Annotated in this window: 23 protein-coding genes; 19 read left to right on the forward strand and 4 right to left on the reverse strand. The window is 62.3% G+C overall.

From position 1 onward, the window contains the following. Window positions 1-186: 186 nt before the first annotated feature. The 8 genes from OP494_RS07675 to OP494_RS07710 all read left to right on the forward strand — a co-directional run bounded on the left by OP494_RS07675 (window position 187) and on the right by OP494_RS07710 (window position 7,268). Window positions 187-939, forward strand: coding sequence for an electron transfer flavoprotein subunit beta/FixA family protein (locus OP494_RS07675; protein ID WP_280540165.1), 753 nt, complete (start codon window positions 187-189; stop codon window positions 937-939). Continuing rightward, window positions 936-1,862 carry an FAD-binding protein gene (locus tag OP494_RS07680; protein ID WP_280540166.1) on the forward strand — a complete coding sequence of 309 codons (927 nt, stop codon included), beginning with the start codon at window positions 936-938 and terminating at the stop codon, window positions 1,860-1,862. Before OP494_RS07675 ends, OP494_RS07680 begins: the two co-directional genes overlap by 4 nt. Window positions 1,863-2,099: 237 nt before the next feature. Continuing rightward, the gene (locus OP494_RS07685; RefSeq protein ID WP_280540167.1) at window positions 2,100-2,876 is read left to right on the forward strand and encodes a DUF3450 domain-containing protein; all 777 of its coding nucleotides are present in this window, start codon (window positions 2,100-2,102) and stop codon (window positions 2,874-2,876) included. After that, the gene (locus OP494_RS07690; protein WP_280540168.1) at window positions 2,873-4,297 is read left to right on the forward strand and encodes a MotA/TolQ/ExbB proton channel family protein; all 1,425 of its coding nucleotides are present in this window, start codon (window positions 2,873-2,875) and stop codon (window positions 4,295-4,297) included. Before OP494_RS07685 ends, OP494_RS07690 begins: the two co-directional genes overlap by 4 nt. Beyond that, on the forward strand, window positions 4,281-4,814 hold the full coding sequence (locus OP494_RS07695; RefSeq protein WP_280540169.1) for a MotA/TolQ/ExbB proton channel family protein: 534 nt from the start codon (window positions 4,281-4,283) through the stop codon (window positions 4,812-4,814). The genes OP494_RS07690 and OP494_RS07695 overlap by 17 nt, the downstream gene beginning before the upstream one ends. Next, window positions 4,807-5,217, forward strand: a complete 411-nt coding sequence (locus OP494_RS07700) for a biopolymer transporter ExbD (protein WP_280540170.1) — start codon at window positions 4,807-4,809, stop codon at window positions 5,215-5,217. The genes OP494_RS07695 and OP494_RS07700 overlap by 8 nt, the downstream gene beginning before the upstream one ends. Then, window positions 5,214-5,996, forward strand: coding sequence for a TonB family protein (locus tag OP494_RS07705; RefSeq protein ID WP_280540171.1), 783 nt, complete (start codon window positions 5,214-5,216; stop codon window positions 5,994-5,996). Before OP494_RS07700 ends, OP494_RS07705 begins: the two co-directional genes overlap by 4 nt. A gap of 3 nt (window positions 5,997-5,999) precedes the next feature. Next, complete coding sequence (locus OP494_RS07710) at window positions 6,000-7,268, forward strand: hypothetical protein (protein ID WP_280540172.1); 1,269 nt, start codon at window positions 6,000-6,002, stop codon at window positions 7,266-7,268. 29 nt (window positions 7,269-7,297) lie between these two features. On the opposite strand, the gene xthA is transcribed toward OP494_RS07710, so the two are convergent. After that, window positions 7,298-8,113: an exodeoxyribonuclease III gene (xthA, locus tag OP494_RS07715; RefSeq protein ID WP_280540173.1), complete on the reverse strand. Its 816-nt coding sequence runs from the start codon at window positions 8,111-8,113 to the stop codon at window positions 7,298-7,300. Next, on the reverse strand, window positions 8,113-8,361 hold the full coding sequence (locus tag OP494_RS07720; protein ID WP_280540174.1) for a hypothetical protein: 249 nt from the start codon (window positions 8,359-8,361) through the stop codon (window positions 8,113-8,115). The genes xthA and OP494_RS07720 overlap by 1 nt, the downstream gene beginning before the upstream one ends. Window positions 8,362-8,591: 230 nt before the next feature. Here OP494_RS07720 and OP494_RS07725 point away from each other — a divergent pair, with 230 nt between their 5' ends. Next, the gene (locus OP494_RS07725) at window positions 8,592-9,866 is read left to right on the forward strand and encodes a DEAD/DEAH box helicase (protein ID WP_280540175.1); all 1,275 of its coding nucleotides are present in this window, start codon (window positions 8,592-8,594) and stop codon (window positions 9,864-9,866) included. 3 nt (window positions 9,867-9,869) lie between these two features. Next, window positions 9,870-12,035 (forward strand): ATP-dependent DNA helicase DinG, encoded by a 2,166-nt coding sequence (dinG, locus tag OP494_RS07730; protein ID WP_280540176.1) that lies wholly within the window; start codon window positions 9,870-9,872, stop codon window positions 12,033-12,035. Between the two features lie 113 nt (window positions 12,036-12,148). Here dinG and OP494_RS07735 read toward each other — a convergent pair whose 3' ends face one another. Next, entirely contained in the window at window positions 12,149-13,228 is a 1,080-nt protein-coding gene (locus tag OP494_RS07735; protein WP_280540177.1) for a 3-deoxy-7-phosphoheptulonate synthase, read from the reverse strand. 387 nt (window positions 13,229-13,615) lie between these two features. Between OP494_RS07735 and rpoE the strand changes: the two genes are divergently transcribed. From rpoE to pdxJ, 9 genes are all read left to right on the forward strand, one after another. After that, window positions 13,616-14,221, forward strand: coding sequence for an RNA polymerase sigma factor RpoE (rpoE, locus tag OP494_RS07740; RefSeq protein WP_280540178.1), 606 nt, complete (start codon window positions 13,616-13,618; stop codon window positions 14,219-14,221). A gap of 221 nt (window positions 14,222-14,442) precedes the next feature. After that, window positions 14,443-15,213, forward strand: coding sequence for a sigma-E factor negative regulatory protein (locus tag OP494_RS07745; RefSeq protein WP_280540179.1), 771 nt, complete (start codon window positions 14,443-14,445; stop codon window positions 15,211-15,213). A gap of 346 nt (window positions 15,214-15,559) precedes the next feature. Continuing rightward, window positions 15,560-16,993: a DegQ family serine endoprotease gene (locus OP494_RS07750; RefSeq protein WP_280540180.1), complete on the forward strand. Its 1,434-nt coding sequence runs from the start codon at window positions 15,560-15,562 to the stop codon at window positions 16,991-16,993. 195 nt (window positions 16,994-17,188) lie between these two features. Continuing rightward, complete coding sequence (gene lepA, locus OP494_RS07755) at window positions 17,189-19,009, forward strand: translation elongation factor 4 (protein ID WP_280540181.1); 1,821 nt, start codon at window positions 17,189-17,191, stop codon at window positions 19,007-19,009. 11 nt (window positions 19,010-19,020) lie between these two features. Next, a complete protein-coding gene (lepB, locus tag OP494_RS07760) occupies window positions 19,021-19,824 on the forward strand; it encodes a signal peptidase I (RefSeq protein ID WP_075370414.1) in 804 nt (267 codons plus the stop codon). An 81-nt stretch (window positions 19,825-19,905) separates the two neighbouring features. Then, window positions 19,906-20,598 carry a ribonuclease III gene (gene rnc, locus OP494_RS07765; RefSeq protein WP_280540182.1) on the forward strand — a complete coding sequence of 231 codons (693 nt, stop codon included), beginning with the start codon at window positions 19,906-19,908 and terminating at the stop codon, window positions 20,596-20,598. Beyond that, complete coding sequence (era, locus tag OP494_RS07770; RefSeq protein ID WP_280540183.1) at window positions 20,595-21,494, forward strand: GTPase Era; 900 nt, start codon at window positions 20,595-20,597, stop codon at window positions 21,492-21,494. The genes rnc and era overlap by 4 nt, the downstream gene beginning before the upstream one ends. Before the next feature lie 30 nt (window positions 21,495-21,524). Then, complete coding sequence (gene recO, locus OP494_RS07775) at window positions 21,525-22,229, forward strand: DNA repair protein RecO (RefSeq protein ID WP_280540184.1); 705 nt, start codon at window positions 21,525-21,527, stop codon at window positions 22,227-22,229. Window positions 22,230-22,280: 51 nt separating this feature from the next. Next, the gene (pdxJ, locus tag OP494_RS07780) at window positions 22,281-23,102 is read left to right on the forward strand and encodes a pyridoxine 5'-phosphate synthase (RefSeq protein WP_280540185.1); all 822 of its coding nucleotides are present in this window, start codon (window positions 22,281-22,283) and stop codon (window positions 23,100-23,102) included. A gap of 11 nt (window positions 23,103-23,113) precedes the next feature. Here pdxJ and OP494_RS07785 read toward each other — a convergent pair whose 3' ends face one another. Then, window positions 23,114-25,858, reverse strand: coding sequence for an ATP-binding protein (locus OP494_RS07785; RefSeq protein WP_280540186.1), 2,745 nt, complete (start codon window positions 25,856-25,858; stop codon window positions 23,114-23,116). Window positions 25,859-25,925 lie beyond the last annotated feature (67 nt).

Consider the following 25,925-nt stretch of genomic DNA (forward strand, 5'->3'; position numbering starts at 1 on the left):
AGTTTGTCGTCCGGCACTGCCATGACGGCGCTTCAGGGTTTGACCAGGTTGGACGAGATCACGCAATATTATATAGGGTCGCCGAGTGTTTAACGGGCGACATTTTTCGGGACACGCCCCCTATCAAACGCTTGAATGAATTTATTCTAAGGGCATGCCTGCCGGTTCTAACCAAGCGAGGACACCATGAAAGTACTCGTCGCGGTCAAACGCGTCATCGATTATAACGTCAAGATCCGGGTCAAGCCGGATCACTCCGACGTCGACCTCACCAACGTCAAGATGGCCATGAATCCGTTCTGCGAGATTGCCGTGGAAGAAGCGGTACGCCTCAAGGAAAAGGGCGTGGCCAGCGAAGTGGTCGCCGTTACCATCGGCCCTAAGGCCGCGCAGGAGCAACTGCGTACCGCCCTGGCGTTGGGTGCCGATCGCGCGATCCACGTCGAGACCGACGACAAGGTCGAGTCGCTGACCGCCGCGAAGCTCCTCAAGCAGGTCGTCGACGACGAACAGCCGGGCCTGACGATTCTTGGCAAGCAGTCCATCGACACCGACAACAACCAGACCGGACAGATGCTGGCTGCGCTGGCAGGCATGGGGCAGGGGACGTTCGCCTCCGAGGTCCAGGTCGAGGGCGACGACGTCCAGGTGACCCGTGAAATCGATGGCGGTCTGCAGACTGTCGCGCTCAAGCTGCCGGCGGTGATTACCACCGACCTGCGCCTCAACGAGCCCCGCTATGCCAAGCTGCCCGACATCATGAAGGCCAAGAAGAAGCCCATCGACGTCAAGAGCCCCGACGATATGGGCGTCGCCGTGGCATCCAGCCTGAGTGTGCTCAAGGTGGAATCGCCGGCAGAACGCCAGGGCGGCACCAAAGTGGCCTCCGTGGATGAACTCGTCGACAAACTCAAGAACGAAGCCAAGGTGATCGCATGAGCATTCTGGTTATCGCCGAACATCATAACGGCCAACTGGCGGACAGCACCGCCCACGTGGTCGCCGCGGCCCAGGCCATCGGCGGGGACATCGATATCCTGGTGGCGGGTGAGAACGTCGCGGGCATTGCCGAGACGGCCGCCAAGCTGACCGGTGTCGCCAAGGTGAAGGTCGCCGATGACAGCGTCTACGCCCACCAACTCGCTGAGCCGGTGGCCGAGCTCATCGCCGGGCTTGCCGGCGACTACAGCCATGTACTGGCGGCCGCCTCCACGCAGGGCAAGAACGTCCTGCCGCGCGTCGCCGCGCTCAAGGACGTGGCTGCACTGTCGGAGGTGGTCGGTGTGGAAAGTCCCGATACCTTCCTGCGTCCGATCTATGCGGGCAACGCGATTGCCACCGTGCAGTCGAGCGATGCGCTCAAGGTACTCACCGTGCGCACCACGGCTTTCGATGCCGTCGACGCGACGGGCAGCGCCGGGGTCGAGGCGATCAGTGCCACCGTCGAGAATACACTGTCGCGGTTCGTCGGTGAGGAACTGGCCAGCAGCGATCGGCCTGAGCTTGGCAGTGCGCGCGTGGTCGTCTCGGGCGGTCGTGGCATGGGCAACGGTGAGAACTTCAAGCTGCTCGACGGCATCGCCGATAAGCTCGGCGCGGCGATCGGTGCTTCGCGCGCGGCCGTGGACGCTGGCTTCGTTCCCAACGACATGCAGGTCGGGCAGACCGGCAAGATCGTCGCGCCGGAGCTGTACATCGCCGTGGGCATCAGTGGCGCCATCCAGCATCTGGCGGGCATGAAGGACGCCAAGATCATCGTGGCGATCAACAAGGACGAAGAAGCGCCGATCTTCCAGGTCGCTGACTACGGCCTGGTGGGCGACTTGTTCGAAGTACTTCCCGAACTCGAGTCCAAATTGTAAGTCGAAGTCTCCACGCGGCCTGCCACTGGCTCGCGATGCACTGCCAAACCGGCCTTCGTGGCCGGTTTTCTGTATCATGGCGCATGATTGATAATTATTCTTGTTTGTATTAGCGTACTAGCCGTCCTTTGGTCGGCGCTAATGAGTGACCGACACGATCAAGCAACGGGAGAAAGCGTGGTGCCTAACGACACGCGAAGCCGAACATGTGCATGCCGGCGTGTGGTGTGCGCCGGTATGGCGTTATTGATGGGCGTTTCGGCAACGGCCTGGGCGCAGCAGACGTCATTGCGAGACGCCAGTGCGCAGGCGCAGCAAGAGCAGGCGGCGTTGCAGGACAAGATAGACGCCGCCGCCGACGAAACGCGTGAATTGCTGACGCGCTTGCGCGATGCCAGCCGCGAAGCCTCGCGTCTCGAGCGCTACAACGACGAGCTTGCCCGCCGTAATCAGGCGCAGCAGGCCTTGATCGAGAAGCGCCGCGAGGCCATCGATCAACTCTCGGTGACGCGCGAGGCCTTGCCAGGGCAATTGCGGGATATGGTGTCGCAATTGCGCACCTTGATCGAAGCCGACTTGCCATTCTTGCGCGAGGAGCGCCTGGCACGCGTCGAGAGCCTCGATGCGATGCTCGATGACAGCGAAATGAGCGCGGGTGACAAGCTCGATCGCGTACTCTCCGCCTGGCGTACTGAACTCGACTACGGCCGCGAGATGGATGCCTGGCAAGGCCCGCTGGTGGGTGATGACGACCGCCAGGTCGATTACCTCCGCGTGGGGCGTATCGGGCTTTATTACGCCACGCCGGACGGCCGCGCGGGGGGCGTCTGGCGCGCCGATGCCGAGGAATGGCAACCCCTCGAGGGCGATGCGCTCGATGAACTGCGCAAGGGGCTGCGTATCGCGCGCGATCAGCGGGCGCCGGCATTGCTCGATCTCCCGGTCTCGGTAACGGTCGAGACGCAGTCGGCCGGCGACGCGAATTCTCCAGCCGAGGACGAGGAGTCGTCATGAGCACATGGAAGTCTCTGCGGTCCCGGGTATTGGTGTTGGCCCCGGTGCTGGTATTGACGATGGCATTGCCGGGCATCGTGCCATCGGCGTTGGCCCAGGAGAGCGATTCAAGTCCCTCGCTGGAACAAATGCTAGAAAGTCTGCGTACGGATAGCGAGGCTGCCGAGGCGCGAGATCGGAAGCGCTTGAACGCGTTGGTGGATGACCGCTCTGCACTGCGTGACGCGGTGGAAAAAGCGGAGACCGAACGCAATGACGCGCGTCAACGGCGCGACGAGTTAGAGGCAACGCAAACGCGCCAGCGTGAAGCGCTCGATGCCGTTAACCAGCGGCGTCGCGATGAAGCGGGCGATCTCGATGGCGTGTTCGATGTGGCGCAAGGGCAAATCGGTGAGTTGCGTGATGCGCTGGGCGACGGCTGGTTGACAGTGGGGACGCAGACGACACTACCGGAACGGCTCGACGATGACGCCATCATCGATACCCAGACACTGGAAAACCTGGGGCGGACGTTCGCCGAGTTGACGGCGGAGACCGGGCGCGGCGTGCGCTTCGAGGCGCCCATCGCCGATGCCGAAGGTAATGTCGAACAGCGTGAGGCGGTGCGTCTGGGCGACTTTCTCGCCTTCAGCGGTGGCAAGCTTCTGAAGCGTGATGCGGGCAATCAAGCGGACGAGGCCGGTCTGCGTGTGGTGTCGCATACGCCCGAGGATGCCAGCGAGGCACTGCAGTCCTTCCAGCATGGCGAAGGGGAACGCGTTGTCTTCGACCCCACGCATGGCAATGTGCTCGATGCCCTGGCGCAGCAACCCTCGCTGTGGGAGCGTTTTCAGCAAGGTGGAGCGGTTGGCTATGTCATTGTCGTGCTGGGTATCGCGGGCCTGCTGGTCGCGCTGGCGCAATACGTGTACCTGCTGATGGTCAGCCTGCGCCTGCGTCGCCAGCTCCGCACTCCCGAGGCCCTGCGGAGCGATAATCCGCTGGGGCGGGTGCTCGGTCGCTTTGCGGCGCTGGGCCACGATCACGCACCGGAAGCGCTGGAGGCACGCCTCGATGAAGCGCTGCTGGCCGAAAAGCCGCGCCTCGAGCGGGGTCAACCCCTGGTCAAGCTCATGGCGGCCGTCGCGCCCTTGCTGGGACTCCTGGGGACCGTGACCGGGATGATCGGCACCTTCCAGGCAATCACCGTGTTCGGCACCGGCGACCCGCAACTCATGGCCGGCGGGATCAGCCAGGCGTTGGTGACCACTGTGTTGGGCCTGATCGTCGCCGTACCGCTTCTATTCGTGCATACCGCCTTGAGCAGTCGCAGCCGCGAATTGCTCGGCACGCTCGAGGGTCGAGCGAGTGCCGTGCTGGCCGAGCATCTCGAGGCCTCACATGGGCACACGAGGACGCAGGCCGATGTCCACGCTCGCTGAGCCCATCGTCTGGCTGGTCCAGGCCGGTGGTCCGGTGCTGGTGGTGATTGCCCTGGTTGCCATGGCGCTTTTCGCCATGGGGCTGGAGCGCGGCTTGTACTGGCAGTTCGTGCATAGCCGTCGTCGTCGGGCGCTGGTGGCGCGCTGGGTCGCACGCCACGATCACGCCAGCTGGAGCGCGTTGACACTGCGCGAGGTCTGGACCTCGGAGCTCATCGGTCAACTGCGGCGCCCTCTGCCGTGGCTCAAGCTGCTGGTCGGGCTGTGCCCGCTGCTGGGGTTGCTAGGGACGGTCACCGGGATGATCCAGGTCTTCGATAGCCTCTCCTTGACCGACGTCAACCAGGCACGGGCCATGGCCGATGGCGTGGCCCGTGCGACGTTACCGACATTGACCGGCATGGCGGTCGCCGTGGTGGGGCTATTGTTCACCACCCGTCTTGAACACGTGATTCGGCGCGAGGATCAGCGGCTACATGACCGCATGGCGCGTGCCGTGGAGGATGCCAATGCGTAGGCGTCGACTACAGGACGTCAACGACGACGCCCAGGAAATCAACCTCACGCCGATGCTGGATGTGGTCTTCATCATGTTGATCTTCTTCATCGTGACGACCAGCTTCATCAAGGAGAGTGGCGTGGAAATCGACCGCCCCGAGTCATCCTCCGCGACCGCGCGCCCCGAAGCGCAAGTCATGGTGGCGATCACCGCCGAGGACGCCGTGTGGGTCGATGGACAGCCGGTGGATGCGCATCGCGTGGGCAACGAAGTGTCCAGTCTGGTGAGCGACGAAGGCGGCGTCGTGATTCAGGCCGATCGCCAATCGACCACCGGGCTTCTCATTGAAGTCATGGATGCCATCCGCGATGCTGGCGTTGAAAACGTCGCCGTGGCGGCGGATCGAGGCGCCGACGGATGAGAACGATCGCAGGCGCTGTAGGCGGCATCTTGATGGCGCTGGGGCTTTTCTACCTGTTGGCTCTGCTGGTGGCGCCGCCGGAAGATAATCGTGAGCCGATAGAGCAGCCGATGTCGGTGTCACGCGTCGAGGCGCCCGAGGCACAACAGGCGTCGGCGCCGCAAGCGGCTGCACCGGATGCCCCGACGCCACCGGCGCAAACGCCACCGCCACCGCCGCCCTCGCCAGTGCCCGCGAGCCAGAGTGATAGCGCGCTGACGTTGCCCGAGCCGGAAACATCGGCGCCTCCCTCGCCGGAAGTGCCGGAGGAGTCGTTGCCCGAGCTTGAGGAAATCGAGCCCACGCCTGAGCCCGAGCCCGAGCCTGAACCGCAGCCCGATCCCGAACCGCAGCCCGACCCTGAGCCTGCACAAGAAACGTCACCCTCGAATGCGGCGTCGCAAGGCGACAGTGCTGAGGCCTCGGATGCCGACGCCTCGGCGAGTGGCGAAACGAGCGAGCAGAACGCTGAAAAAGTCGGCTCGCCGCAGCCCACCGAACGCGTACCACCGGAGTATCCGTCGCGGGCGCAACGACGTGGCATCGAAGGGTTCGTGGAGGTGAGCTTCACGATCAAGCCCAATGGGCGAGTCGATCGCGGCTCCTTGCACGTCACCGATGCCGAGCCGCGTAGCATGTTCGAGCGCGCGGCGCTCAAGGCCGTTGCCGACTGGCAGTTTCCGCAAAGCGATCACCCGCGTGAAGCGCGTCAGCGGTTAGAATTTCGTCTCAAGAGGTAACGCATGCAGTGGCGTCATTGGGGATGTGTAGCGATGCTATGTCTGGGCCTGGGGGTGGCCAGCACGAGTGCCAGTGCCGCCGGGCCGGCACTGGCACCGGACATGGTACAAGCGTTGGAGTCGCTGCAGCAGCGCATGCAGGATAACGCCAGCGAGAGCGCCATCGATGACGCCAAGGCGGCCGCTGAGCGGCTACAAGGCGGTAATCGGGCGGATCGCTGGGCGCGCGCCTTGTTTCTGCAACTGGCGGCCACCGGAGAAGCGCAGCGCGGACGGGATGCCGCCGCTGCGGATTTGTTTTATCAAGCGCGGCGCATTGACGGTGTGGGTAGCGATTCGCGCCGGCGCTGGCTCAATCAAGAGGCGCGTTTGAGGCTGCGCGCGGGGCAGACCGCGCAAGGCACCGAACTGCTCGGCGAGTGGATCGAGCGTCATGGCGGTGATCGCGACAGCCTGTGGCTGATGGTGCAAGCCCAGGCGACGCTCGATCAGTGGTCGCAGGCGGCGCAGTGGGTCGACCGCGCGCGGCGCGCGGGCGACATGGATGCCGAAAGACGTCGCCTGGCGGCCAGCGTTTATCAGCACGCCGAGCGTTACGACGCGGCACTGGCGCTGCTCGACGATCAGCTACAAAGCGAGACTGACGATCCCCAGGCATGGCGGCGTGCCGCAGCGCTGGCGCAGCGCATGCAGCAACCCGGTTTGGCAGCGGCGTTATGGGAGGCCGGTTGGCGGCGGGGCGCGCTCGCGGGCGAGGACGATCTCGAGCGTTTGATTCGGCTGCATCTGGCGGGCGGGACCCCGGCGCGTGCCGCTGAGCATCTGGAAACGGCATTTGAGGAAGGTACGCTGCCACGCGACAGCGAGCACCAACGTCTTCTTGCCGAGGCGTGGACGTCGGCGCGTGCGCACCACAAGGCACTGTCGGCGTGGCGCGCGCTGGCCGAAGAGACCCAGGCCGCCGAGGACTGGCGCCAGCTAGGCGAGCTGGCCTACGGCTGGGGCGTATGGTCGACGGCGATAGACGCGCTTCACCAAGCGCGTGAGCAGGGGGCCGATCCCGCACGAACCTGGCTGCTGGAGGGAGTGTCGCAACTGGCGTCGTCGGATGAAGAGGCGGCGCGAGAGGCGTTCGAAGCAGCGCGCGATGCCGGTGCGTCGCAGGCCGAGGCCTGGCTGGCATCGCTCGGCGAAGGGGATGTCGGGAAAGCGCCCGACGTCGACTCATCACTCGATGAGCCGACACCCCAGGCGCCTTCCGATACGCAATGACATCCGCTTTATACGCGCGTTGAGGCGTATTACAACGCTAGCTGTGCCCATACCGGAGCGTGATCCGAAGGGCGCTGGATGCCGCGTAGTTCGTAATCGATGCCTGCGTCTTCCACCCGCTCGCACAGCGTGGGGGTGACCATGATGTAGTCGATCCGCAAGCCGCGTTTGGGCTCGCGCTCGAAGCCCCGAGAACGGTAGTCGAACCAGCTGAAGCGATCGTCGACCTCGGGGTAACGCAGGCGGTAGCAATCGCTCAGCCCCCAGTCGGCGAGCCGTGTGAGCCATTCACGCTCGACGGGTTGGAAACTGGTCTTGCCCTCGCGCAGCCAACGCTTGCGATTGGACTCGCCGATGCCGATGTCGATATCGGCGGGCGAGATATTGAAATCCCCCATGACCGCGAGCCTTTCGCTGGGCGTATGCCGTTCTTGCAGCAATGCCGTGAGCCGGGCATAGAAATCGCGTTTGTTGGGAAACTTGGTGGGGTGCTCGATATTTTCACCCTGCGGGAAATAACCGTTGTACACGGTCATGCTCTCGCCGTCTTCACAATTGACGCGGACGCCGATCAAGCGTCGTTGGGTCTCGTCGCCATCGTCGGGGAGGCCGTAATGCACGGCCTCAGGAGCCTGTCGGGTGAGTAGTGCGACGCCGTAATGACCTTTCTGCCCGTGAAAAGCGACGTGATAGCCGAGCGCTTCAACGGCCTCGCGAGGGAACTCGCTGTCCTGGACCTTGGTTTCCTGGAGGCCGATGATATCGGGGCGATGCGACTTGATGAGCGCCTCAAGCTGGTGCAAGCGGGCGCGGATGCCGTTGATGTTGAAGGAGACCAGGCGCATCAGCGATCACCCCGTGAATCGTCGTCGGGTGTCGGTGCGCCATGCACATCGAGGGTTGGCGCCTGCTGTTGACGTGCCAGGCGACGTGCGGCCTGAAGTTTGCGTTGCTGACGTTTCTTCTGCACGTAGCGCGGCGACGATTTGACCTGATCGGGGTTGTCGTGGCGCCATTTACGAAAGTCCTTGCGACGCCCGGTGCGAATCGTCACCTTGCTGGCGATCGAGCGTGTTTTTTTACTGCGTGTCATGTCGTGACCCTGTGTCGTATTGACTTGAGGATCATTCTACCAGTCGCGTTGCCGGGCGACATCCGTGCTTGAGCGCGATGCCCGCGCGACGCTCGGCAATGACTGATACAATGCTCGCTTGCGTCGTGATCCAGCTTGGCTGTCGCGATGGCCGTGGCGCGCTCCGGAAAGGCGGACAAGCGCGCTGGATTCATGCATTTGCGTACGAATATGGACAGACATAGAAGCCTATGAGTGAGTCGGATAAAACCCCAGCACCGGCCCAGAACCGCAAGCCCAAGCGTCGGCGTCGCAAGCCGCGCCGGTCGCAGTCCCAGTGGGACATCAAGCAGTTCCAGGTGACACCGGTGGCGGGCAAGTGGCGTTTTCACGATTTCGATCTTCCTGTGCCGCTTATGCGCGCGATTCACGCCTTGGGATTCGAATACTGCACGCCGATCCAGGCAGAAGCCTTGACCCATACGCTGCTAGGCGGCGACGTGGTCGGCAAGGCGCAGACGGGGACCGGCAAGACCGCCGCTTTCCTGATTTCGATTCTGGCGTACTTCCTGGAAGAGAAAGCCCCCGACGGCCAGAAGCCCGGTGCGCCGCGTGCGTTGATCGTCGCGCCGACGCGAGAGTTGGCGCTGCAGATCGAGAAAGACGCCAAGGCACTGGCGCGCTTCACGTCGCTCAATGTGGCCAGCGTCGTCGGCGGCATGGACTATCAGAAGCAGCGCGATCAGTTGTCGCGCAAGCTCGATGTGCTGGTCGCGACCCCGGGGCGTCTGCTCGATTTCCACGAGAAGCGCGATGTCGATTTGACGCAAACCGAAGTGCTGGTCCTCGACGAAGCGGATCGTATGCTGTCGATGGGCTTCATCCCCGACGTCAAGCGCATCATCCAACATACGCCCAAGGCCGAAGAGCGCCAGACCTTCCTGTTCTCGGCGACGTTCAGTCCGGACATTCTCAACTTGGCCAGGCAGTGGACGCATGGCGCCACGCACGTCGAGATCGAGGCCAGCCTCGAGAATGCCGCCAACATCGATCAGCGTGTCTATCTGGTGGGCGACAGCGACAAGCAACGCCTGCTGATCAACTTGCTCAACCAAGAGAGCATGGAGCGCGTGATCGTGTTCGGTAACCGCCGTGATCTGGTACGTAGTCTCGACTCGAGTTTACGTGACGCCGGCATCAATGTGGCGATGCTTTCCGGTGATGTACCGCAAAAAGCACGTATCGAAACTCTCGATCGTTTCCGCAACGGCGAGGTGGATGTGCTGGTCGCTACCGACGTGGCAGGGCGTGGCATTCATATCGACGATGTCAGCCATGTGGTGAATTACACCCTGCCGGAAGATCCCGAGGATTACGTTCACCGTATCGGCCGCACGGGTCGTGCCGGCGCCGAGGGTGTGTCGATCAGCTTCGTCGGCGAAGAAGACGCTTTTGCGCTGCCGGGAATCGAATCCTACATCGACGCCAAGCTGCCCTGTCAGCATCCTCCCGAAGGGCTGCTCTGACCCTTGGCGGAAACGGCATCACAGACGCTCGATCCCGAGCTCAAGGCGACTATTCAGACGGCCTACCGGCAGGTGCTCGATGGGCTCGAGCTGACGCCGCGTTATGGGCAGCGTCTGATGATCGCCGAGATCGCGCGGACCCTGGGCGGCATCGAGGCAGATGACGCTGGGCGACGTCTCTCCAACGAGCATGTCTGCGTGCTTGAAGCGGGGACCGGCACAGGCAAGACGCTGGCCTATCTGCTTGCCGCGCTACCCATCGCCCAGGCGCGCGGTAAGCGCTTGGTGATCTCCACCGCCACGGTGGCGCTGCAAGAGCAGGTGTTGCATCACGATCTGCCGGCCCTCAAGGCGCATAGCGGCCTCGATTTCGAATACGCCCTGGCCAAGGGGCGGGGGCGCTACCTGTGCGTGGCGCGACTCGATCAAGCCTTGGAAGGCGGAGAAGACAACCCCACGCTGTCGCTTTTCGAGGAGGCGATGTCCTCCGGCGACGGTGACGACTTCCAGGCCCTGGCGCACGAGATGGCCGAGGCCTACTCGGCAGGGCGCTGGGAAGGGGATCGCGATAGCTGGCCGACGGGGATCGACGATGCCGATTGGCGCCGTCTGACCATCGACCATCGCCAGTGCACCAATCGTCGCTGTGGCCACTTCGGCGCCTGCGCCTTCTTCCGTGCCCGCCGTGGGCTCGACCAGGCCGATATCATCGTGGCCAATCACGATCTGGTGCTGGCGGACCTTTCCTTGGGCGGCGGATTGGTATTGCCATCGCCCAAGGAGTGCATCTACGTCTTCGATGAAGGTCACCATCTGCCCGATAAGGCGCTCGATCACTTTTATCATCGTCTGCCGGTCAACGGCACGCTGCGCTGGCTGCGCACGCTGAAGAAGTCACTGACCGAGCTCAACACCGCGCTGGCCGTGCAGCCGACCCTGGCGCGTTTGCTGGGCAGCCTGCCGGAAGCCATCGCCGCGCTGGAGCCGCGCCTCGGCGAGGCGTTCGCCATGGGGCATCGTATCGCCGAACTGGAGCACGGGCTGCCTGAAGAGGCCAGTGACGCCGTGCATCACCGCTTCTCCATGGGGCGGGTGCCCGAGGCGCTTTCCGAGCAGGCCGGGGCGATGGTCACGGCCTTTGCCGAGTTGTCGCGTACGCTCGAGAGCATGGCCGATATCCTGCGCGAGAGCCTCGACCCGGAAAAGGCCACGGGCTTACCGCGCGAACAGGCCGAGGCCTGGCTGCCGTTGATCGCTCTGCTGCATGGCCGTGCCCTGGAAGCGCACGCCTTGTGGCAGGCGTTGGCCACGACGGACCCCGAGGACGGCGTGCCGCAGGCACGTTGGCTGACCTTCGAGCGTGTCGCCGGTGAGGCGGAGTTGACGTTTTCGGCAAGCCCCGTCTCGGCCGCCGAAACCTTGGCCCGGCATCTGTGGGGCACATGCTATGGTGCGGTGGTAACCTCGGCGACGCTGACCGCGCTCAATCGCTTCGAGCGTTTGCAAGAGCGCGCCGGTCTTGCCAACCGCTATCGCTATCAACGTCTGCCCAGCCCTTTCGATTATTCGCGGGCGGTGCTCAGCGTGCCGCCGGAAGCCGTCGACCCCAGCAATCGCGAGGCCCACGAGCGTGCGCTGATCGATTTCACCCAGGCACTGGGCGAGCGCGAAGCCGTGCTCATGCTGTTCTCGTCACGCAAGCAGATGCGTGCCGTGCTCGAGGCATTGCCAGAGGCGGTGCGTCAGCGGGTGTTGGCGCAGAATCATCTGCCCAAGCGTGAGTTGCTGCAGCGCCATCGTGCGCGCGTCGATGCCGGGGAGGGAAGTGTCATCTTCGGGCTGGCAAGTTTCGCCGAGGGTATCGACCTGCCGGGCAAATACCTGACGCATGTGGTGATTACGCGGCTGCCGTTTTCCGTGCCTGATGATCCGGTAGGAGCGACCCTGGCGGAGTGGATCGAAAGCCGAGGCGGAAATCCGTTCATGCGCATCTCGGTGCCGGATGCCTCGATTCGTCTAGTCCAGGCCTGCGGCCGATTGATCCGCAAGGAAGCCGATCAGGGGCGTATCACATTACTCGACCGCCGTGTCCTGACGCGCCGTTACGGACGGGCGCTGCTCGATTCATTACCGCCTTTCCGACGTGAAATAGACGGCGCGGCGCAGTAAGGCGCTTTTCAGACAGCCTATTTCGAGCAATGCCGGGTCTCACGAGCGATAGGCGATGAAACCGACCCCGCGGGTGAAGCGGGGTCGTGGAGAGGGTCTTGCTCGCGAGGGACTTATTCGCCGCGCTGGCGTTGGGTCAGCACCGGCTTCAACTTCTCGTTCATCTCGCGCATGGCCGTTTCGGTGGTCGGCCAGTCGATGCAGGCGTCGGTGATCGAAACGCCGTACTGTAGCTGTGAGCGATCCTCGGGGATCTTCTGGTTGCCCCAGCCGATGTGCGACTCGACCATCAGCCCCATGATCGAGGTGTTGCCTTCGAGGATCTGGTTGGCGATGTTATCCATCACCAGGGGTTGCAAGGACGGATCCTTGTTGGAGTTGGCGTGCGAGCAGTCGACCATGATGTTCGGTATCACGCCGGCATTACGCAGTTCCTTGTCGGCGAGGGTAACGCTGACGCTGTCGTAATTGGGCTTGCCGTTGCCGCCGCGCAACACGATATGGCCGTAGGGGTTACCGCGTGTGCGAATCACGGCGACCTGCCCGCCCTGGTCGATACCCAGGAAATTGTGCGGATGGGCAACCGACTTGAGCGCGTTGACCGCGACATCGAGACTGCCATCGGTACCGTTCTTGAAGCCGACCGGCGACGACAGGCCGGACGCCATCTCGCGGTGGGTCTGGGACTCGGTGGTGCGCGCCCCGATGGCCGACCAGCTGATGCAATCTTGCAAATACTGCGGCGAGATGGGGTCGAGCGCCTCGGTGGCCAATGGCAGGCCCATTTCGGCGAGCTCCACCAGAAGGCGCCGAGCGGTGCGCAGTCCTTCCTGAATGTCGAAGGTGTCGTCGAGGTGCGGGTCGTTGATCAGCCCCTTCCAGCCGACGGTGGTGCGCGGCTTCTCGAAATACACGCGCATGACCACGTACAGGCTATCGCTCACCTCGTCGGCGAGCTGGCGTAGGCGGCGAGCATAATCGCGTGCCGCGTCCACATCGTGGATCGAACAGGGGCCGATGACGACGACAAGACGCGGGTCGTCGCCGTCGAGAATCCGTTGAACGGTTTGGCGACCTTCGAGTACCGTGCGCTCCGCCTCCTCGGAAAGGGGAATTTCACGCTTGAGCGCTTCGGGTGTGACCAGTACGTCCTGGGAAAGGACGTTAATGTTATTGACCTGCTGTTCTGACATTCCGCTACCTGTAGATATGTGTCGCGAAGGGCATCGGTTTCGCTTGCAAAGAAGCGCTACTATCGCTTGTCGGCGCTGGGAAAATCAATGTCATGGCCGAACTTCTCGCCATGATGGCGGTCAATGCTCGGATGCCATCAGCGCATCCGCCGCTTTATCGTCTTGATGGGGCGAGCAGAAAAAGGAACACTAGGCACTACTTAAGTTAAGCAAGTGGATCGGCCACATGACCCTAGGTCTTCGCCCAATTTCGTCTATTACCTTGATTATTCAGCGCCCCGTGGGCTCGACTGGAACATGATGACCACACAGCAGAGACAATTTTCCTGCGCTGGCGCCGTTGTCTGCGCTTCGCTTTATAGTGCCTCCGGCATGGGGGAGGAATGAATGGGCACTAGGGAAACCGATCACCAGCTCGTCGAGCGTGCCCAGAAGGGAGATACCCGGGCTTTCGATCTCCTGGTCAAGAAGTACCAGCACAAGATTCTCGGATTGATCGGGCGTTACGTGCATGATCCTGCCGAAGTGCAGGATGTCGCTCAGGAAGCCTTCATCAAGGCATACCGCGCCTTGAGCAAGTTCCGCTCCGATAGTGCCTTTTATACGTGGATGTATCGTATCGCCATCAACACCGCCAAGAATCATCTTGTTTCGCGCGGTCGGCGGCCGCCGGGCAGTGACATGGACATCGCGGATGCCGAGGTGCTCGATCATAGCGGTCGCCTTTCCGATATCGAGACCCCGGAAGCTGCCTTGCAGCGCGATCAGCTCGAGGCGGTGGTGTTCGAGGCCATCGAGAATTTGCCGGAAGATCTACGCACCGCGATTACCTTGCGCGAGATGGACGGTCTCGCCTATGAAGACATCGCCAATATCATGCAGTGCCCGGTGGGGACGGTGCGCTCGCGCATCTTCCGGGCGCGTGAGGCGGTGGACAAAGCCATCGAGCCGATGCTCAACGCACCGCGTCACGCCGATGCCACGGTCGAGTGATCAAGGCGGGTGATAAAAAAGTGTCGCTCGACGCATTCAAAATTGAACTGTCCGGCGCCTTTGACGTCTCAACGAGTACCAGTGGAATGAGTGGGCGCTACCGCGTCAGGTGGGCAAGGCGCTCGTGCCAGATATCAAGAAAAGGTGTTGCCACACGTGAACCGCTGCGTAGCGCCCAGTAGACGATGGGCATTCGTCTTCTCGAATGTGAGGGTGTAGGTATGAATCAGAACGTGCGAGAGTCCTTGTCCGCGCTGATGGATAATGAGGGCGACGAGCTCGAGGTACGCCGTGTCATGAGGTCGTTGCAAGACGCCCCTGAAGACGCTGAAACATGGCGACGTTATCACTTGGCACGCAGCATGATGCAGCGTGATCGTGGTGTGGATGTCAGTGCGGATCTTTCCGCCGGTGTAATGGCACGCTTGGCCGATGAGCCTGGGGTGCAGGAGGCGACGCCCCCCGGCTCGCGTCGTGCGGTGCCGTTTTCCTTCGCCGGAAGTGCCGCCATCGCGGCGGCGGTGTCGCTGATGGTCATCACCGGCGTTCAGGTATATAACGCCAATTCGCCGAGTGGCGTCAGCGGTGAAGGTGCCGAGTTCGCTAGCGGTAACGCCTCTTCCGGCGAGACGCCTTCCGCCGAGGGCGGCGCCAGCGTGCAGCCAGCATCGCTGCAAAGCGCGCCCTCGGGGGGCGCGGTCGGTGCCAGGCTCGCGAGTTTCGGCGGTGACGGTACTGGGTTCTTGACCTCGTCTGGGGCGAATCCGGTATTTCCCAGCCTAGCACCTTCGGGTCCCGGCGGTGCCATGGAAGCCAGCATGGACGCGTCGCTCTTTTCCGACTCCCCGCGTCAGACGTCACGCAGCGACTATGAACAGGCGCGTCTCCTACAGGCGTACCTGAACCAGCAGTCCGGTGGTGCGAACGAGGCTTGGATGTCGTCTTCTCGTGCATCCGATGGTATGGGTGCCGAGGTGTCGCGCCAGCGTTAATTCAGAGTCGTCAGTCGTTCGCGTGTGACGCTCTCGTCGGTCACTGCGCCAAGGCGCGTCACCTGTTATCAGGGGCGCGCCTTTTGTCGTTTTGCGCTCGCCGATATGCGGTGCAGCAGGGTGGGATGAGCGCGGCTGGCAGGTACCCGTGCCGCGCATTGAACTCGTGGCGTTGAACTAATTACGTTGTTCAGTGAACTCTTGTCCCGTTAGTGTATCAATGGAGTTGGCGATGCTAGGTTTCGTAGCCGTCGACCCATGGTAAGCCGGTAATGCGCACCGGCACCTTGTCAATGTGACTCCTCGTTTTGGTTAACGAGTTCACGCTTTTCATCAGGAGTCTTTTATGCAACGTCTCTCTCGTTATGTCACTCCACTGTTATTGGCGTTTGTAGCGCTATGCGCTGCGCAGTTCGCGCAGGCGCGCGAATTGCCGGACTTCACCCAATTGGTCGAGGACGCCGCGCCGGGCGTCGTCAACATTTCCACTACCAGCACGGTCGATACACGGGCCATGCAGGGCTCGCCATTCGGTGAACAGGGCGTCCCCGATATCTTTCGCCACTTCTTCGGCGATCAGATGCCGCCCATGACGCCGGGGGCGCCTGGCCAGGGCAGTCAAGAGCGCCACTCACTGGGGTCAGGGTTCGTGATCAGCCATGACGGTTACATCATGACCAACGCCCATGTGGTGGACGGTGCCGATGAGATCGTGGTGAGGCTCAACGACCGCCGCGAGCTCGAGGCCACGCTGGTGGGCGCCGACAAAAAAACCGACGTCGCCGTCCTCAAGGTCGATGCCGACGACTTGCCGACACTCGACATGGGCGACTCCGACGATCTGCAGGTGGGTGAGTGGGTTGCTGCCATCGGCTCGCCTTTTGGGTTCGATCATTCGGTCACCGCAGGCATCGTCAGCGCCATCAACCGTACCCTGCCGAGTGACGCTTACGTCCCCTTCATCCAGACCGATGTGGCGATCAATCCCGGTAACTCCGGCGGTCCCTTGTTCAATCTCGATGGCAAGGTCGTGGGTATCAACTCGCAGATCTACACCCGTAGCGGTGGCTTCATGGGTGTTTCCTTTGCCATTCCGATCAACGTGGCAATGGACATCGCCGATCAGTTGAAAGACTCCGGACACGTCAGCCGTGGGTGGCTCGGGGTGGTGATCCAACCTGTGTCGAACGACTTGGCGGAATCCTTCGGTCTCGACGATACGCGTGGTGCGTTGATTGCCGATGTCAGCGATGACAGCCCTGCCAGTGAGGCTGGACTCAAGGCCGGCGATGTGGTGCTCGCGGTCGACGACGAAGAGGTCGAGGACTCCACCACCTTGCCTCGTTTGGTGGGCCGTGTGTCGCCTGGCGATGACGTGACGCTGAACATCCTGCGTGATGGCGAGCCTCAGAAGGTCGAGGTCACCGTGGGCAATTGGCCGGAAGAGGGCAAAATGGCTTCCAGCCAACAACACCCCGAAAACGACAGCCAATCGCGCCTGGGTGTCGCGGTCAGCGACCTCGACGATCAGATGCGTAGCCAACTCGACGTCGACAGCGGTGTCGTGGTGCGTCAGCTTGATCCGCGCGGTGCCGCGGCGGCCGCCGGGATCGCGCGCGGCGACGTCATCGTCAGCTTCGATAGCACCGCCATTGATGACACCGATGCCTTGATCGAGGCGGTGGAAAACGCGCCGACCGATCGCGCCATCCCGGTGCGTATCGTTCGCGAGGGGCGTTCGCTGTTCGTGGCGCTGCGGTTGCAGTCCACTGATGACTGACGCCGGATCGATGTGCCGACGCTAGGAATCGAGGCCCCGCTCAGCCGGGGCCTCGTCATGTCGATCACACACCCTCGCTGTCCATGAAGGGTGCTTGCCGGTACAATGCCTTTCAATTGAATGCCCGTCGGTCCGCGTACGCTTGCCTCGCGGTATTGCTTGGCCGGATCGTGTTTCTGACTCAGGTAGGACTTGATGAGCCGCGACGAAAATAACGCAACGCTTCCACTCATTCGCAATTTCTCCATCATTGCCCACATCGACCACGGCAAGTCGACGCTTTCCGACCGCATCATCCAGATCTGCGGTGGCTTGACCGAGCGCGAGACGAAGGAGCAGGTGCTCGACTCGATGGATCTCGAGCGTGAGCGAGGCATCACCATCAAGGCTCAGTCCGTGACACTGGACTACAAGGCCGAGGATGGTCAGGTCTATCAGCTCAACTTCATCGATACGCCGGGCCACGTCGACTTTTCCTACGAAGTGTCGCGCTCGCTTTATGCCTGCGAGGGCGCGTTGCTGGTGGTCGATGCGGCGCAAGGCGTCGAAGCGCAATCGGTGGCCAATTGCTACACGGCGGTGGAGCAAGGGCTCGAAGTCCTGCCGGTCCTCAACAAGATCGATCTGCCCCAGGCCGACCCCGATCGCGTGGCCCATGAGGTAGAGGAAATCATCGGCATCGATGCCTCCGATGCCTGTCAGGTCTCCGCAAAGAGTGGCCTGGGCATGGAAGCCTTGCTCGAGCGTCTGGTGCGTGACGTACCGCCGCCCAAAGGCGACCCGGAAGCGCCGTTGCAGGCGCTGATCGTCGACTCGTGGTTCGACAATTACCTAGGTGTGATTTCCCTGGTACGCCTCTTCGACGGCACGATCAAGAAGGGCGACAAGATCCGCATGAAGTCCACCGAGCGGGCCTGGGAGGTCAGTGAAGTCGGTATCTTCACGCCCAAGCGCAAGCAAACCGGTGTCCTGCGTGCCGGTGAAGTCGGTTTCGTCGTGGCGGGCATCAAGGACATTCATGGTGCGCCGGTGGGTGACACCATCGTGCATGCCAAGGGAGGGGATGACGTCGCGCGCCTGCCCGGGTTCCAGAAGGTCAAGCCCCAGGTCTATGCGGGCATGTTTCCGGTCAGCTCCGACGATTACGAAGACTTCCGCGATGCGCTGGAGAAACTGGCCCTCAACGATGCGTCGCTGGGTTACGAGCCGGAAAATTCCGATGCATTGGGCTTCGGTTTCCGCGTCGGCTTCCTCGGCACCTTGCACATGGAAATCATCCAGGAACGTCTCGAACGTGAGTACGATCTGGATCTTCTGACCACGGCGCCGACGGTCATTTACGAACTGGTCATGAAAGACGGTGAGATACGTTACGTGTCCAATCCGTCCAAATTGCCGGACATGGCCGACATCGAAGAGATGCGCGAGCCCATCGTGCGTGCCAGCGTTCTGGTGCCGCAGGAATACGTCGGCAATGTCATCACCGAGTGCGAGCAGCGGCGCGGGACACAGCTCGACATGCTGTTCCTGGGCAGTCAGATTCAGCTCACCTACGAATTGCCGATGAGCGAAGTGGTGATGGACTTCTTCGATCGCTTGAAGTCGATCTCCAAAGGCTATGCCTCGCTCGAATACAACTTCGAGCGTTTCGAAGCCGCCAATCTCGTGCGTCTCGACGTATTGATCAACGGCGACCGCGTTGATGCGCTCGCCACCATCGTGCACCGCGATCACGCCCATCCGCGTGGGCGCGCGCTAGTGGAAAAGATGAAAGAGCTGATCCCGCGACAAATGTTCGATGTTGCCATCCAGGCGACGTTGGGCGGTCAGGTCGTGTCGCGCTCGACCGTCAAGGCGTTGCGCAAGAACGTGACCGCCAAGTGCTACGGCGGCGACGTGACCCGTAAGCGGAAATTGCTCGAAAAGCAAAAGGCAGGCAAAAAGCGCATGAAGCAGGTAGGTAAAGTGGAAATTCCCCAGGATGCCTTCCTTGCCGTCCTCAAGATGAATGATTAGGAATCATAGCCATGGATTTTTCGTTGTTGCTGGTGTTGGCGGTGGCCATCACCGGCGTTGTCTGGCTGGTTGATATCGTATGGTGGCGGCGAGCCCGCCGCGCCCGTCTGGAAAAGGCCGAATCGCAAGTCGATGGTGGGCTGGATACCGCGACGCGGAACAAGTTGAGCAAGGAACCCTGGGCGGTAGATTATGCGCGTTCCTTCTTCCCCGTGTTGCTGATCGTGCTGGTGCTGCGGAGTTTCGTGGTCGAGCCGTTTCAAATTCCCTCCGGCTCGATGCGCCCGACACTCAAGGTCGGGGATTTCATCCTGGTCAACAAGTTCACCTACGGGCTGCGGTTACCCGTCATCAACACCAAGGTCGTCGATTTCGGCGAGCCCGAGCGGGGCGATGTCATGGTATTTCGCTTCCCGGACGATCCCTCGGTCGACTTCATCAAGCGTGTCATCGGCTTGCCGGGGGACCGCATTCGCTATGAAGACAAGCAGCTTTACGTCAACGATGAGCCGGTCGGCAAATCGGTGACGGATGACGAGATCAAGGCAGCGCCCGGCGAGCAGCAGCTCGAGGAGCAATTGGGCGGCGTGTCGCATGCCATTTATAACAATCCCGACGATCCCGGTCCGCAAATGCGTGAGGTCGTGGTGCCGGAAGGCCAATACTTCATGATGGGCGACAACCGCGACCATTCCAACGATAGCCGCTACTGGGGCTTCGTGCCGGAAGAGAATATCGTGGGCAAGGCGTTCGCGGTGTGGATGCACTGGGATAGCGGCTTGCCGAGTTTCTCTAGTGTCAGAGTCATCGAATGAACCATACTCTTGTATGACTCATACTGGGGGAGAGCAACGCTCTCCGCCGCTTCACCCAGAACAGATGAAAAAGGCAGTGTCGTGAGTAGCCCTTTGTACGCCCTCAGTAAACGAATTGGTTACCAGTTTCGCGATGCCGCGCGGCTTGAGTTGGCGGTGACCCATCGTAGCTATGGGGGCAAGAACAACGAGCGCCTGGAATTTTTGGGTGACTCCATCGTCAACTTCGTGATCGGTGAAGCGCTTTTCCAGCGCTTCCCCCAAGCGCGAGAAGGTCAGTTGTCGCGTTTGCGCGCGCGCCTGGTGAAAGGGCAGACCCTGGCCGAACTGGCGCGCGAGTTCGAGCTGGGCGAATGCCTGCGACTCGGCTCCGGCGAGATGAAAAGCGGCGGTTACCGGCGCGATTCGATTCTTGCCGATGGCGTGGAAGCGCTGATCGGCGCCATCTATCTCGATGCGGGCATGGACGTCGCCAAAGCGCGGGTGCTGTCGTGGTACGCGACGCGCCTGGAAGCGCTCGATCTACAAGACAACCAGAAAGACCCCAAGACGCGACTGCAGGAGTTCTTGCAGTCGCGGCAGTCGGCGTTGCCACGCTATGACGTGGTCTCGGTCGAAGGCGAAGCGCACGCGCAGATCTTCACCATCGAGTGTCATGTCGAGATGCTCGAGGATCATACGCTAGGCGTCGGTTCCAGTCGCCGCCACGCCGAACAGCAAGCCGCCGAAAAGGCGCTGGAAATACTCGAACCTTCCCAGAGCAGGCACGCATGACGCAACACTGTGGTTTCGTGGCCATCGTTGGCCGCCCCAATGTCGGCAAGTCGACGCTGATGAACCGGATTCTCGGTCAGAAGATTTCCATCACCTCGCGGCGTCCGCAAACGACGCGCCATCAGGTGATGGGCATCAAGACCGAGGAAGACACCCAGTTCATCTATGTCGATACACCGGGCATGCACATTCAGACGCGCGATCGCAACAAGGCGATCAATCGCTTCATGAATCAGGCCGCCACGCACGCCCTGCGCGATATCGACTGCGTGATCTTCATCGTCGACCGCACCAAGTGGACCGAGGAAGACGACGTCGTGCTCGAGAAGCTCAGCAACGTGCCGGCACCAGTGATTCTGGCCGTCAACAAGGTCGATTGGCTCGAGGACAAGAGCAGTCTGCTGCCGTGGCTGGATAGCGTGAGCAAGAAGCGCGAGTTCGCGGCCGTGGTACCGCTCTCGGCCAAGAACGGCACCAACGTGCCTGAGCTTGAAGCCGAAGTCGCCCAGCGCTTGCCGGAAAGCGTGCATTACTTTTCCGAAGACCAGATCACCAACAAGAGTCAGCGCTTTCTGGCCGCCGAGTTGGTGCGCGAGAAGGTCATGCGTCAGCTCGGTGACGAACTGCCGTATCAGATGACCGTCGAGATCGAGGAATTCAAGGATGACGGCAAGACGCTGCACATCAGTGCCTTGATTCTGGTCGAGCGCTCGGGGCAGAAGAAAATCCTGATTGGCGACCAGGGCGAACGTATCAAGAACATCGGCCGCGAAGCCCGTCTGGAGATGGAGCGTGCCTTCGATGCCAAGGTCATGCTCAATCTGTGGGTGAAGGTCAAGCGGGGGTGGTCCGACGACGATCGCGCCCTGAAAAGCTTGGGTTACGATCTCGATTGATGGCGCTTGCCATGGCGCATGGATGCCGCGATGACGCCTGAACCGGCTTTTTTACTGCACAAGCGTCCCTACCGTGAGACCAGCGCCATCGTCGAGTTGCTGACGCTCACTCAGGGGCGTGTGCGTGCCGTTGCCCAAGGCGTGCAACGCGGTGGCAGCAAAGCGCGCGGGATTCTGCAGCCATATTCCCCCCTGCACGTCACCTGGAGCGGCAATGGCGAACTCAAGCGTTTGCGACTGCTCGAAAGCCAGGGCAGTACGGCCTTGCTGGCCGGCGAAGGGTTGCTGTGCGGATTTTACGCCAACGAACTCATGGCGCGGGTATTGCCGCTTGAGTATCCGGTGGGCGAGGTATTTTCGCTTTACGCGCTGACGCTCGAGGCCTTGCCATCGCCTGCCAAGCGGGCCGGCGCGTTGAGACGCCTGGAAATCACCCTGCTGGAGAGTCTCGACATGGCGCCCCGTTTCGTCGATGAGCACGACGCCCCGCTGGATGCCTACACGCATTATCGGTACCACGCCGAACGTCATTGTTTTCGCGCCGTCGCTGCCGGTCAGGGGGGCATCGACGGGCGCAGCCTCAAGTGGTTGGCGCGGGGCGACTGGGAAGCGCCGGGTCTGGCCGGCGTTGCCAAGCATGTCACGCGTGCGGCATTGGCGCCTCTGTTGGGCGAGCGCCCTCTGCGCTCGCGAGAGTTGATGCGGCGACTGGCCGAGCGTCGACGCACTTCCTGACGATCATTTCATCTTCTTCTTATTTCAACTTCTTATCGAAAGGACATCGCCATGCATCCGCCACGTATCCTATTGGGCGTCAACATCGACCATATCGCCACGCTGCGCCAGGCCCGCGGGACACGCTATCCCGACCCGGTGCAGGCGGCCATGCTGGCCGAAGAGGCCGGCGCCGATGGCATCACCCTGCATCTGCGCGAGGACCGCCGTCATATCCAGGAACGCGACGTGCGCGTGCTGGCCGAAACGCTGGCCACGCGCATGAACCTGGAAATGGCCGTGACCGAGGAGATGATCGCCTTCGCCGAGACGTTGCGTCCCGCCAACGTCTGCCTGGTGCCCGAGCAGCGCGAAGAGCTCACCACCGAAGGCGGGCTCGATGTCGTGGGTGCCTGCGAGCGGGTGGGCGAGGCTTGCCGCCGGCTAGCCGCAACGGGCAGCGAAGTATCGCTGTTCATCGATCCAGAGCCCGCCCAGATCCAGGCGGCGTTCGAGTTGGGCGCGTCGACCGTCGAGCTGCATACCGGGGCGTATGCCGAGGCCCGTGGCGAAGCACAGAGTATCGAGTACCAGCGCTTGGTGGCGGCGGCCGAGATGGCGTTCGAACTGGGACTGACGGTCAATGCCGGTCACGGGCTGCATTACCATAACGTCGAGGCGATTGCCGCGATCCCCGGCATTCATGAACTGAATATCGGACATGCGATTATCGCGCGAGCGCTGTTCGTGGGCCTCAAAGAGGCCGTAGCGGAAATGAAGCGTCTCGCCATCGCCGGGCAGGAAGCCGGGGTCATGGCGCAGATCGATGCCCACGAGCACGGTCATGACCATGACCACGATCATGACGATAACGGCGAGTGTTGCGGCGATTGATCCTGGGTTTGTCAGGTCTGCCAGTGCTGGGCCTGCCACTCACGTAGCCGGGTGATCGCGGTCTGCAGCGCCGCGTAGAGTCCCTGGCAGGCCTCGAGCCCTTGGGCCTTGAAGCGGGTTTCCAGCGTCTCCGCCAACAAGGCCAGTTGCGGCACGCCGCAGTAGCGACAAGCGCCATTGAGGCGATGGACCTGCTCATGGAAAGCCTCGGCATCCTGGGCGACCCAGGCGGCGTGAATCGCCTGCTCGGATTCATCCAGATGCTCGAACAGCAGGGTAAGCATGTCGTGCGCCAGTGCTTCGCGGCCTCCGGCCATGCGCATGCCAAGCTGCATATCGACCACCGGTAATTCATCCCCAGCGGTATCGTCCTGGGCTGCTTGCGTCGGGGCCTCGTCGGGTGGTGGCGAGGGCAGCGCCGTGGGGCGAGAGTCGGGTGTGGAGTTGACGGCCTCGCCCAGGTGGCGTTTGAGCAGGGTGTCCAGCGCCTCCTCGCGAATCGGCTTGATCAAGCAGTCGCTCATGCCATCGCGCAGCAACTGCTGGCGTTCCTCTTCGAGAGCGTGCGCAGTCAGCGCCACGATAGGCCGCCGCTGCCAATCGTCGCCCAGTGCGCGGAGCGCTTTCATGGCGTCCACGCCGTTCATGCCGGGCATCTGGATGTCCATCAACACCAGCGAAATGGACTCTCCATAGGCCATTGCCAGCGCTTCCTCGCCGCTTCCCGCGAGTAGCGGCGTCAAACCGCGGTCCTGCAACAACTCCTTGACCAGCAAGCGGTTGGAGGGCGTGTCATCGACGACCAACACCTTGCCGGCCGGCGTGGGGGATGGCGCTTCCAGCGTTGCGGGCGCCGGTGCGCTTTCGCTCGTCAGCAAGACATTGATGGCATTACCCAGGCCGCGTCGCGAGACAGGCTTGGTGGTGATTTCGCCGCCATGAGGAAGCGCCAGGTCGGGGAGTTCGAAGGGGTCGGCATTGACCAGCAACAGCCCCGGACAGGCGCACTGGTTCAGCACTTCGCGCCAGGCCGTGATCTCCCGGGGGCGCAGGTCGTCCTGGGTCAGCCCCAGCACCAATAGGTCGATCTCTGGCGGCGGGGTCGTGCAGGCCTCCCGCGAGGGCAGCGACACGACGCGGGCATCCCAGCGCTCGAGCAGATGCGTGAAGGCTCGCCGGCTGGCGGCGTGAGCTTCGAACAAGCCGACGCGGTAGCCGCCCAGGTTCAATTCGGGAAGGCGTTCGCGTTGTTGCGTGGCGATCAGTGTCAGCGAAAACGTGAAAGTCGTGCCTTCGCCGCTTTCGCTTTCGACATCGATCTCACCGCCCATCTGCTCGACCAGACGCTTGCTGATCATCAGCCCCAGCCCGGTGCCACCGTATTTGCGCGAGCGGCTCGCATCGCCCTGGCTAAAGGCCTGGAACAGCCGCTCGCGACTCGCCAGGTCGAGGCCGATGCCGGTATCGCGGACGCTGATATGCAGCTTGGTGCTGGTGGCGCTGAGATCGTCGAGCATGACGCGCACCACGATCTCGCCGCGCTCGGTGAACTTGACGGCGTTGTTGACCAGATTGGTCAGCACCTGCTTGATGCGCAGCGGATCGCCGAGCAGTTGGTCGGGCACATCGTCGTAGATCAGGCCCAGCAGGTGCAGGTTCTTGCGCTGCGCGTTGGGGGCCTGAAGGCCAAGCACTTCGTCGACCAGGGCCACCATGTCCACCGGTACGGTTTCCAGTTCGAGCTTGCCAGCCTCGATCTTGGAGAAATCCAGCACATCGCTAATCAGCGAAAGCAGGTTGTCCGAGGCAGTTTGTACCTGTTCAAGCCACTCGCGCTGGCGACTGTCCAGGGCGCTGCGTCCGAGCAGTTGGCAGAACCCGATGATGCCGTTGAGCGGCGTACGAATTTCATGGCTGATATTGGCGAGAAACTGGGACTTGATGCGGTTGGCTTCCAACGCGCGACGGTGGGCCATGTCGAGCTCGATGTTCTTGACCTCGATGGTTTCCATCGACTCGCGCAGGTCGAAGGTCGTCTGATCGATCTGCGCCTGGGTGTCCTCGCGCAGGCGCATCATGTGATCGCCCAGGTCGTTGAGCTGGTGACCCAGTGTTGCCAGTTCACGCGCGCCACGAGGCTTCAGGCGGGCGCTGTAATCGCCACCGTTGAGGCGTTCGAGCAGGTCGATCTGATGTTGCAGCGGCCGGGTCAGGCGGCGGCTCAGCGGGTAGGCGAGCAAGAACAGCAGCAAGCCCAGTACCAATCCGGCCATGCCGTGGCCGGCTAGCTGGCGATAAAAGGTCAGCGTCAGCGCTGTGGTGCCCAGATCGACATCGAGCCAGTAGGGCGTGGCATCGTCTGCCGTCTCCGTATTGATCGTGCCCAAGGGTTGCAGCCAGCGCCAGCGTTGCGCGTGCTCCTGTAATGTGCCCTGGGTCGGCATCGGCCGGGCGGGGGCTTGCTGCGTTTCGCCGAGGCTGAGCACGGCCTCGCCGTCACCGTCGCGAACGCTGACGGCGTCGACCTCATCGATATCCAGCAGGCGTTGGGCCAACTGGCGGAGATGCTCGTCACGCCCTTCATCGAGCGCCAGCGTGAGAGCCGGCGCCAGCGTCGTGGTGACATCGGCGATGCGTGTGGCGAGTGCCTGACGCGCCTCCTGGCGCCCGGCATAGATATCATATGTCCCATAGGCGATTCCCACGCCCAGGGGCAAACCCAGCAATAAAAGCAGCAAGCGCAGCCTTAGTGACATTCCTACCGTTCCCTTCGTGTTCCCCGTTGGCAGTATGCCACACTCAGCGGGTTCGCCTGTCGCCGAC

The organism is Chromohalobacter sp. 11-W (assembly GCF_029889905.1).
GTDB lineage: Bacteria > Pseudomonadota > Gammaproteobacteria > Pseudomonadales > Halomonadaceae > Chromohalobacter.

Excerpts from the sequence above, each read along its gene's own strand:
- OP494_RS07675 (WP_280540165.1), top strand. The coding sequence starts at position 187 with ATGAAAGTACTCGTCGCGGTCAAACGCGTCATCGATTATAACGTCAAG.
- OP494_RS07680 (WP_280540166.1), top strand. The coding sequence starts at position 936 with ATGAGCATTCTGGTTATCGCCGAACATCATAACGGCCAACTGGCGGAC.
- OP494_RS07685 (WP_280540167.1), top strand. The coding sequence starts at position 2,100 with ATGGCGTTATTGATGGGCGTTTCGGCAACGGCCTGGGCGCAGCAGACG.
- OP494_RS07690 (WP_280540168.1), top strand. The coding sequence starts at position 2,873 with ATGAGCACATGGAAGTCTCTGCGGTCCCGGGTATTGGTGTTGGCCCCG.
- OP494_RS07695 (WP_280540169.1), top strand. The coding sequence starts at position 4,281 with ATGTCCACGCTCGCTGAGCCCATCGTCTGGCTGGTCCAGGCCGGTGGT.
- OP494_RS07700 (WP_280540170.1), top strand. The coding sequence starts at position 4,807 with ATGCGTAGGCGTCGACTACAGGACGTCAACGACGACGCCCAGGAAATC.
- OP494_RS07705 (WP_280540171.1), top strand. The coding sequence starts at position 5,214 with ATGAGAACGATCGCAGGCGCTGTAGGCGGCATCTTGATGGCGCTGGGG.
- OP494_RS07710 (WP_280540172.1), top strand. The coding sequence starts at position 6,000 with ATGCAGTGGCGTCATTGGGGATGTGTAGCGATGCTATGTCTGGGCCTG.
- xthA (WP_280540173.1), bottom strand. The coding sequence starts at position 8,113 with ATGCGCCTGGTCTCCTTCAACATCAACGGCATCCGCGCCCGCTTGCAC.
- OP494_RS07720 (WP_280540174.1), bottom strand. The coding sequence starts at position 8,361 with ATGACACGCAGTAAAAAAACACGCTCGATCGCCAGCAAGGTGACGATT.
- OP494_RS07725 (WP_280540175.1), top strand. The coding sequence starts at position 8,592 with ATGAGTGAGTCGGATAAAACCCCAGCACCGGCCCAGAACCGCAAGCCC.
- OP494_RS07735 (WP_280540177.1), bottom strand. The coding sequence starts at position 13,228 with ATGTCAGAACAGCAGGTCAATAACATTAACGTCCTTTCCCAGGACGTA.
- rpoE (WP_280540178.1), top strand. The coding sequence starts at position 13,616 with ATGGGCACTAGGGAAACCGATCACCAGCTCGTCGAGCGTGCCCAGAAG.
- OP494_RS07745 (WP_280540179.1), top strand. The coding sequence starts at position 14,443 with ATGAATCAGAACGTGCGAGAGTCCTTGTCCGCGCTGATGGATAATGAG.
- OP494_RS07750 (WP_280540180.1), top strand. The coding sequence starts at position 15,560 with ATGCAACGTCTCTCTCGTTATGTCACTCCACTGTTATTGGCGTTTGTA.
- lepA (WP_280540181.1), top strand. The coding sequence starts at position 17,189 with ATGAGCCGCGACGAAAATAACGCAACGCTTCCACTCATTCGCAATTTC.
- lepB (WP_075370414.1), top strand. The coding sequence starts at position 19,021 with ATGGATTTTTCGTTGTTGCTGGTGTTGGCGGTGGCCATCACCGGCGTT.
- era (WP_280540183.1), top strand. The coding sequence starts at position 20,595 with ATGACGCAACACTGTGGTTTCGTGGCCATCGTTGGCCGCCCCAATGTC.
- recO (WP_280540184.1), top strand. The coding sequence starts at position 21,525 with ATGACGCCTGAACCGGCTTTTTTACTGCACAAGCGTCCCTACCGTGAG.
- pdxJ (WP_280540185.1), top strand. The coding sequence starts at position 22,281 with ATGCATCCGCCACGTATCCTATTGGGCGTCAACATCGACCATATCGCC.
- OP494_RS07785 (WP_280540186.1), bottom strand. The coding sequence starts at position 25,858 with ATGTCACTAAGGCTGCGCTTGCTGCTTTTATTGCTGGGTTTGCCCCTG.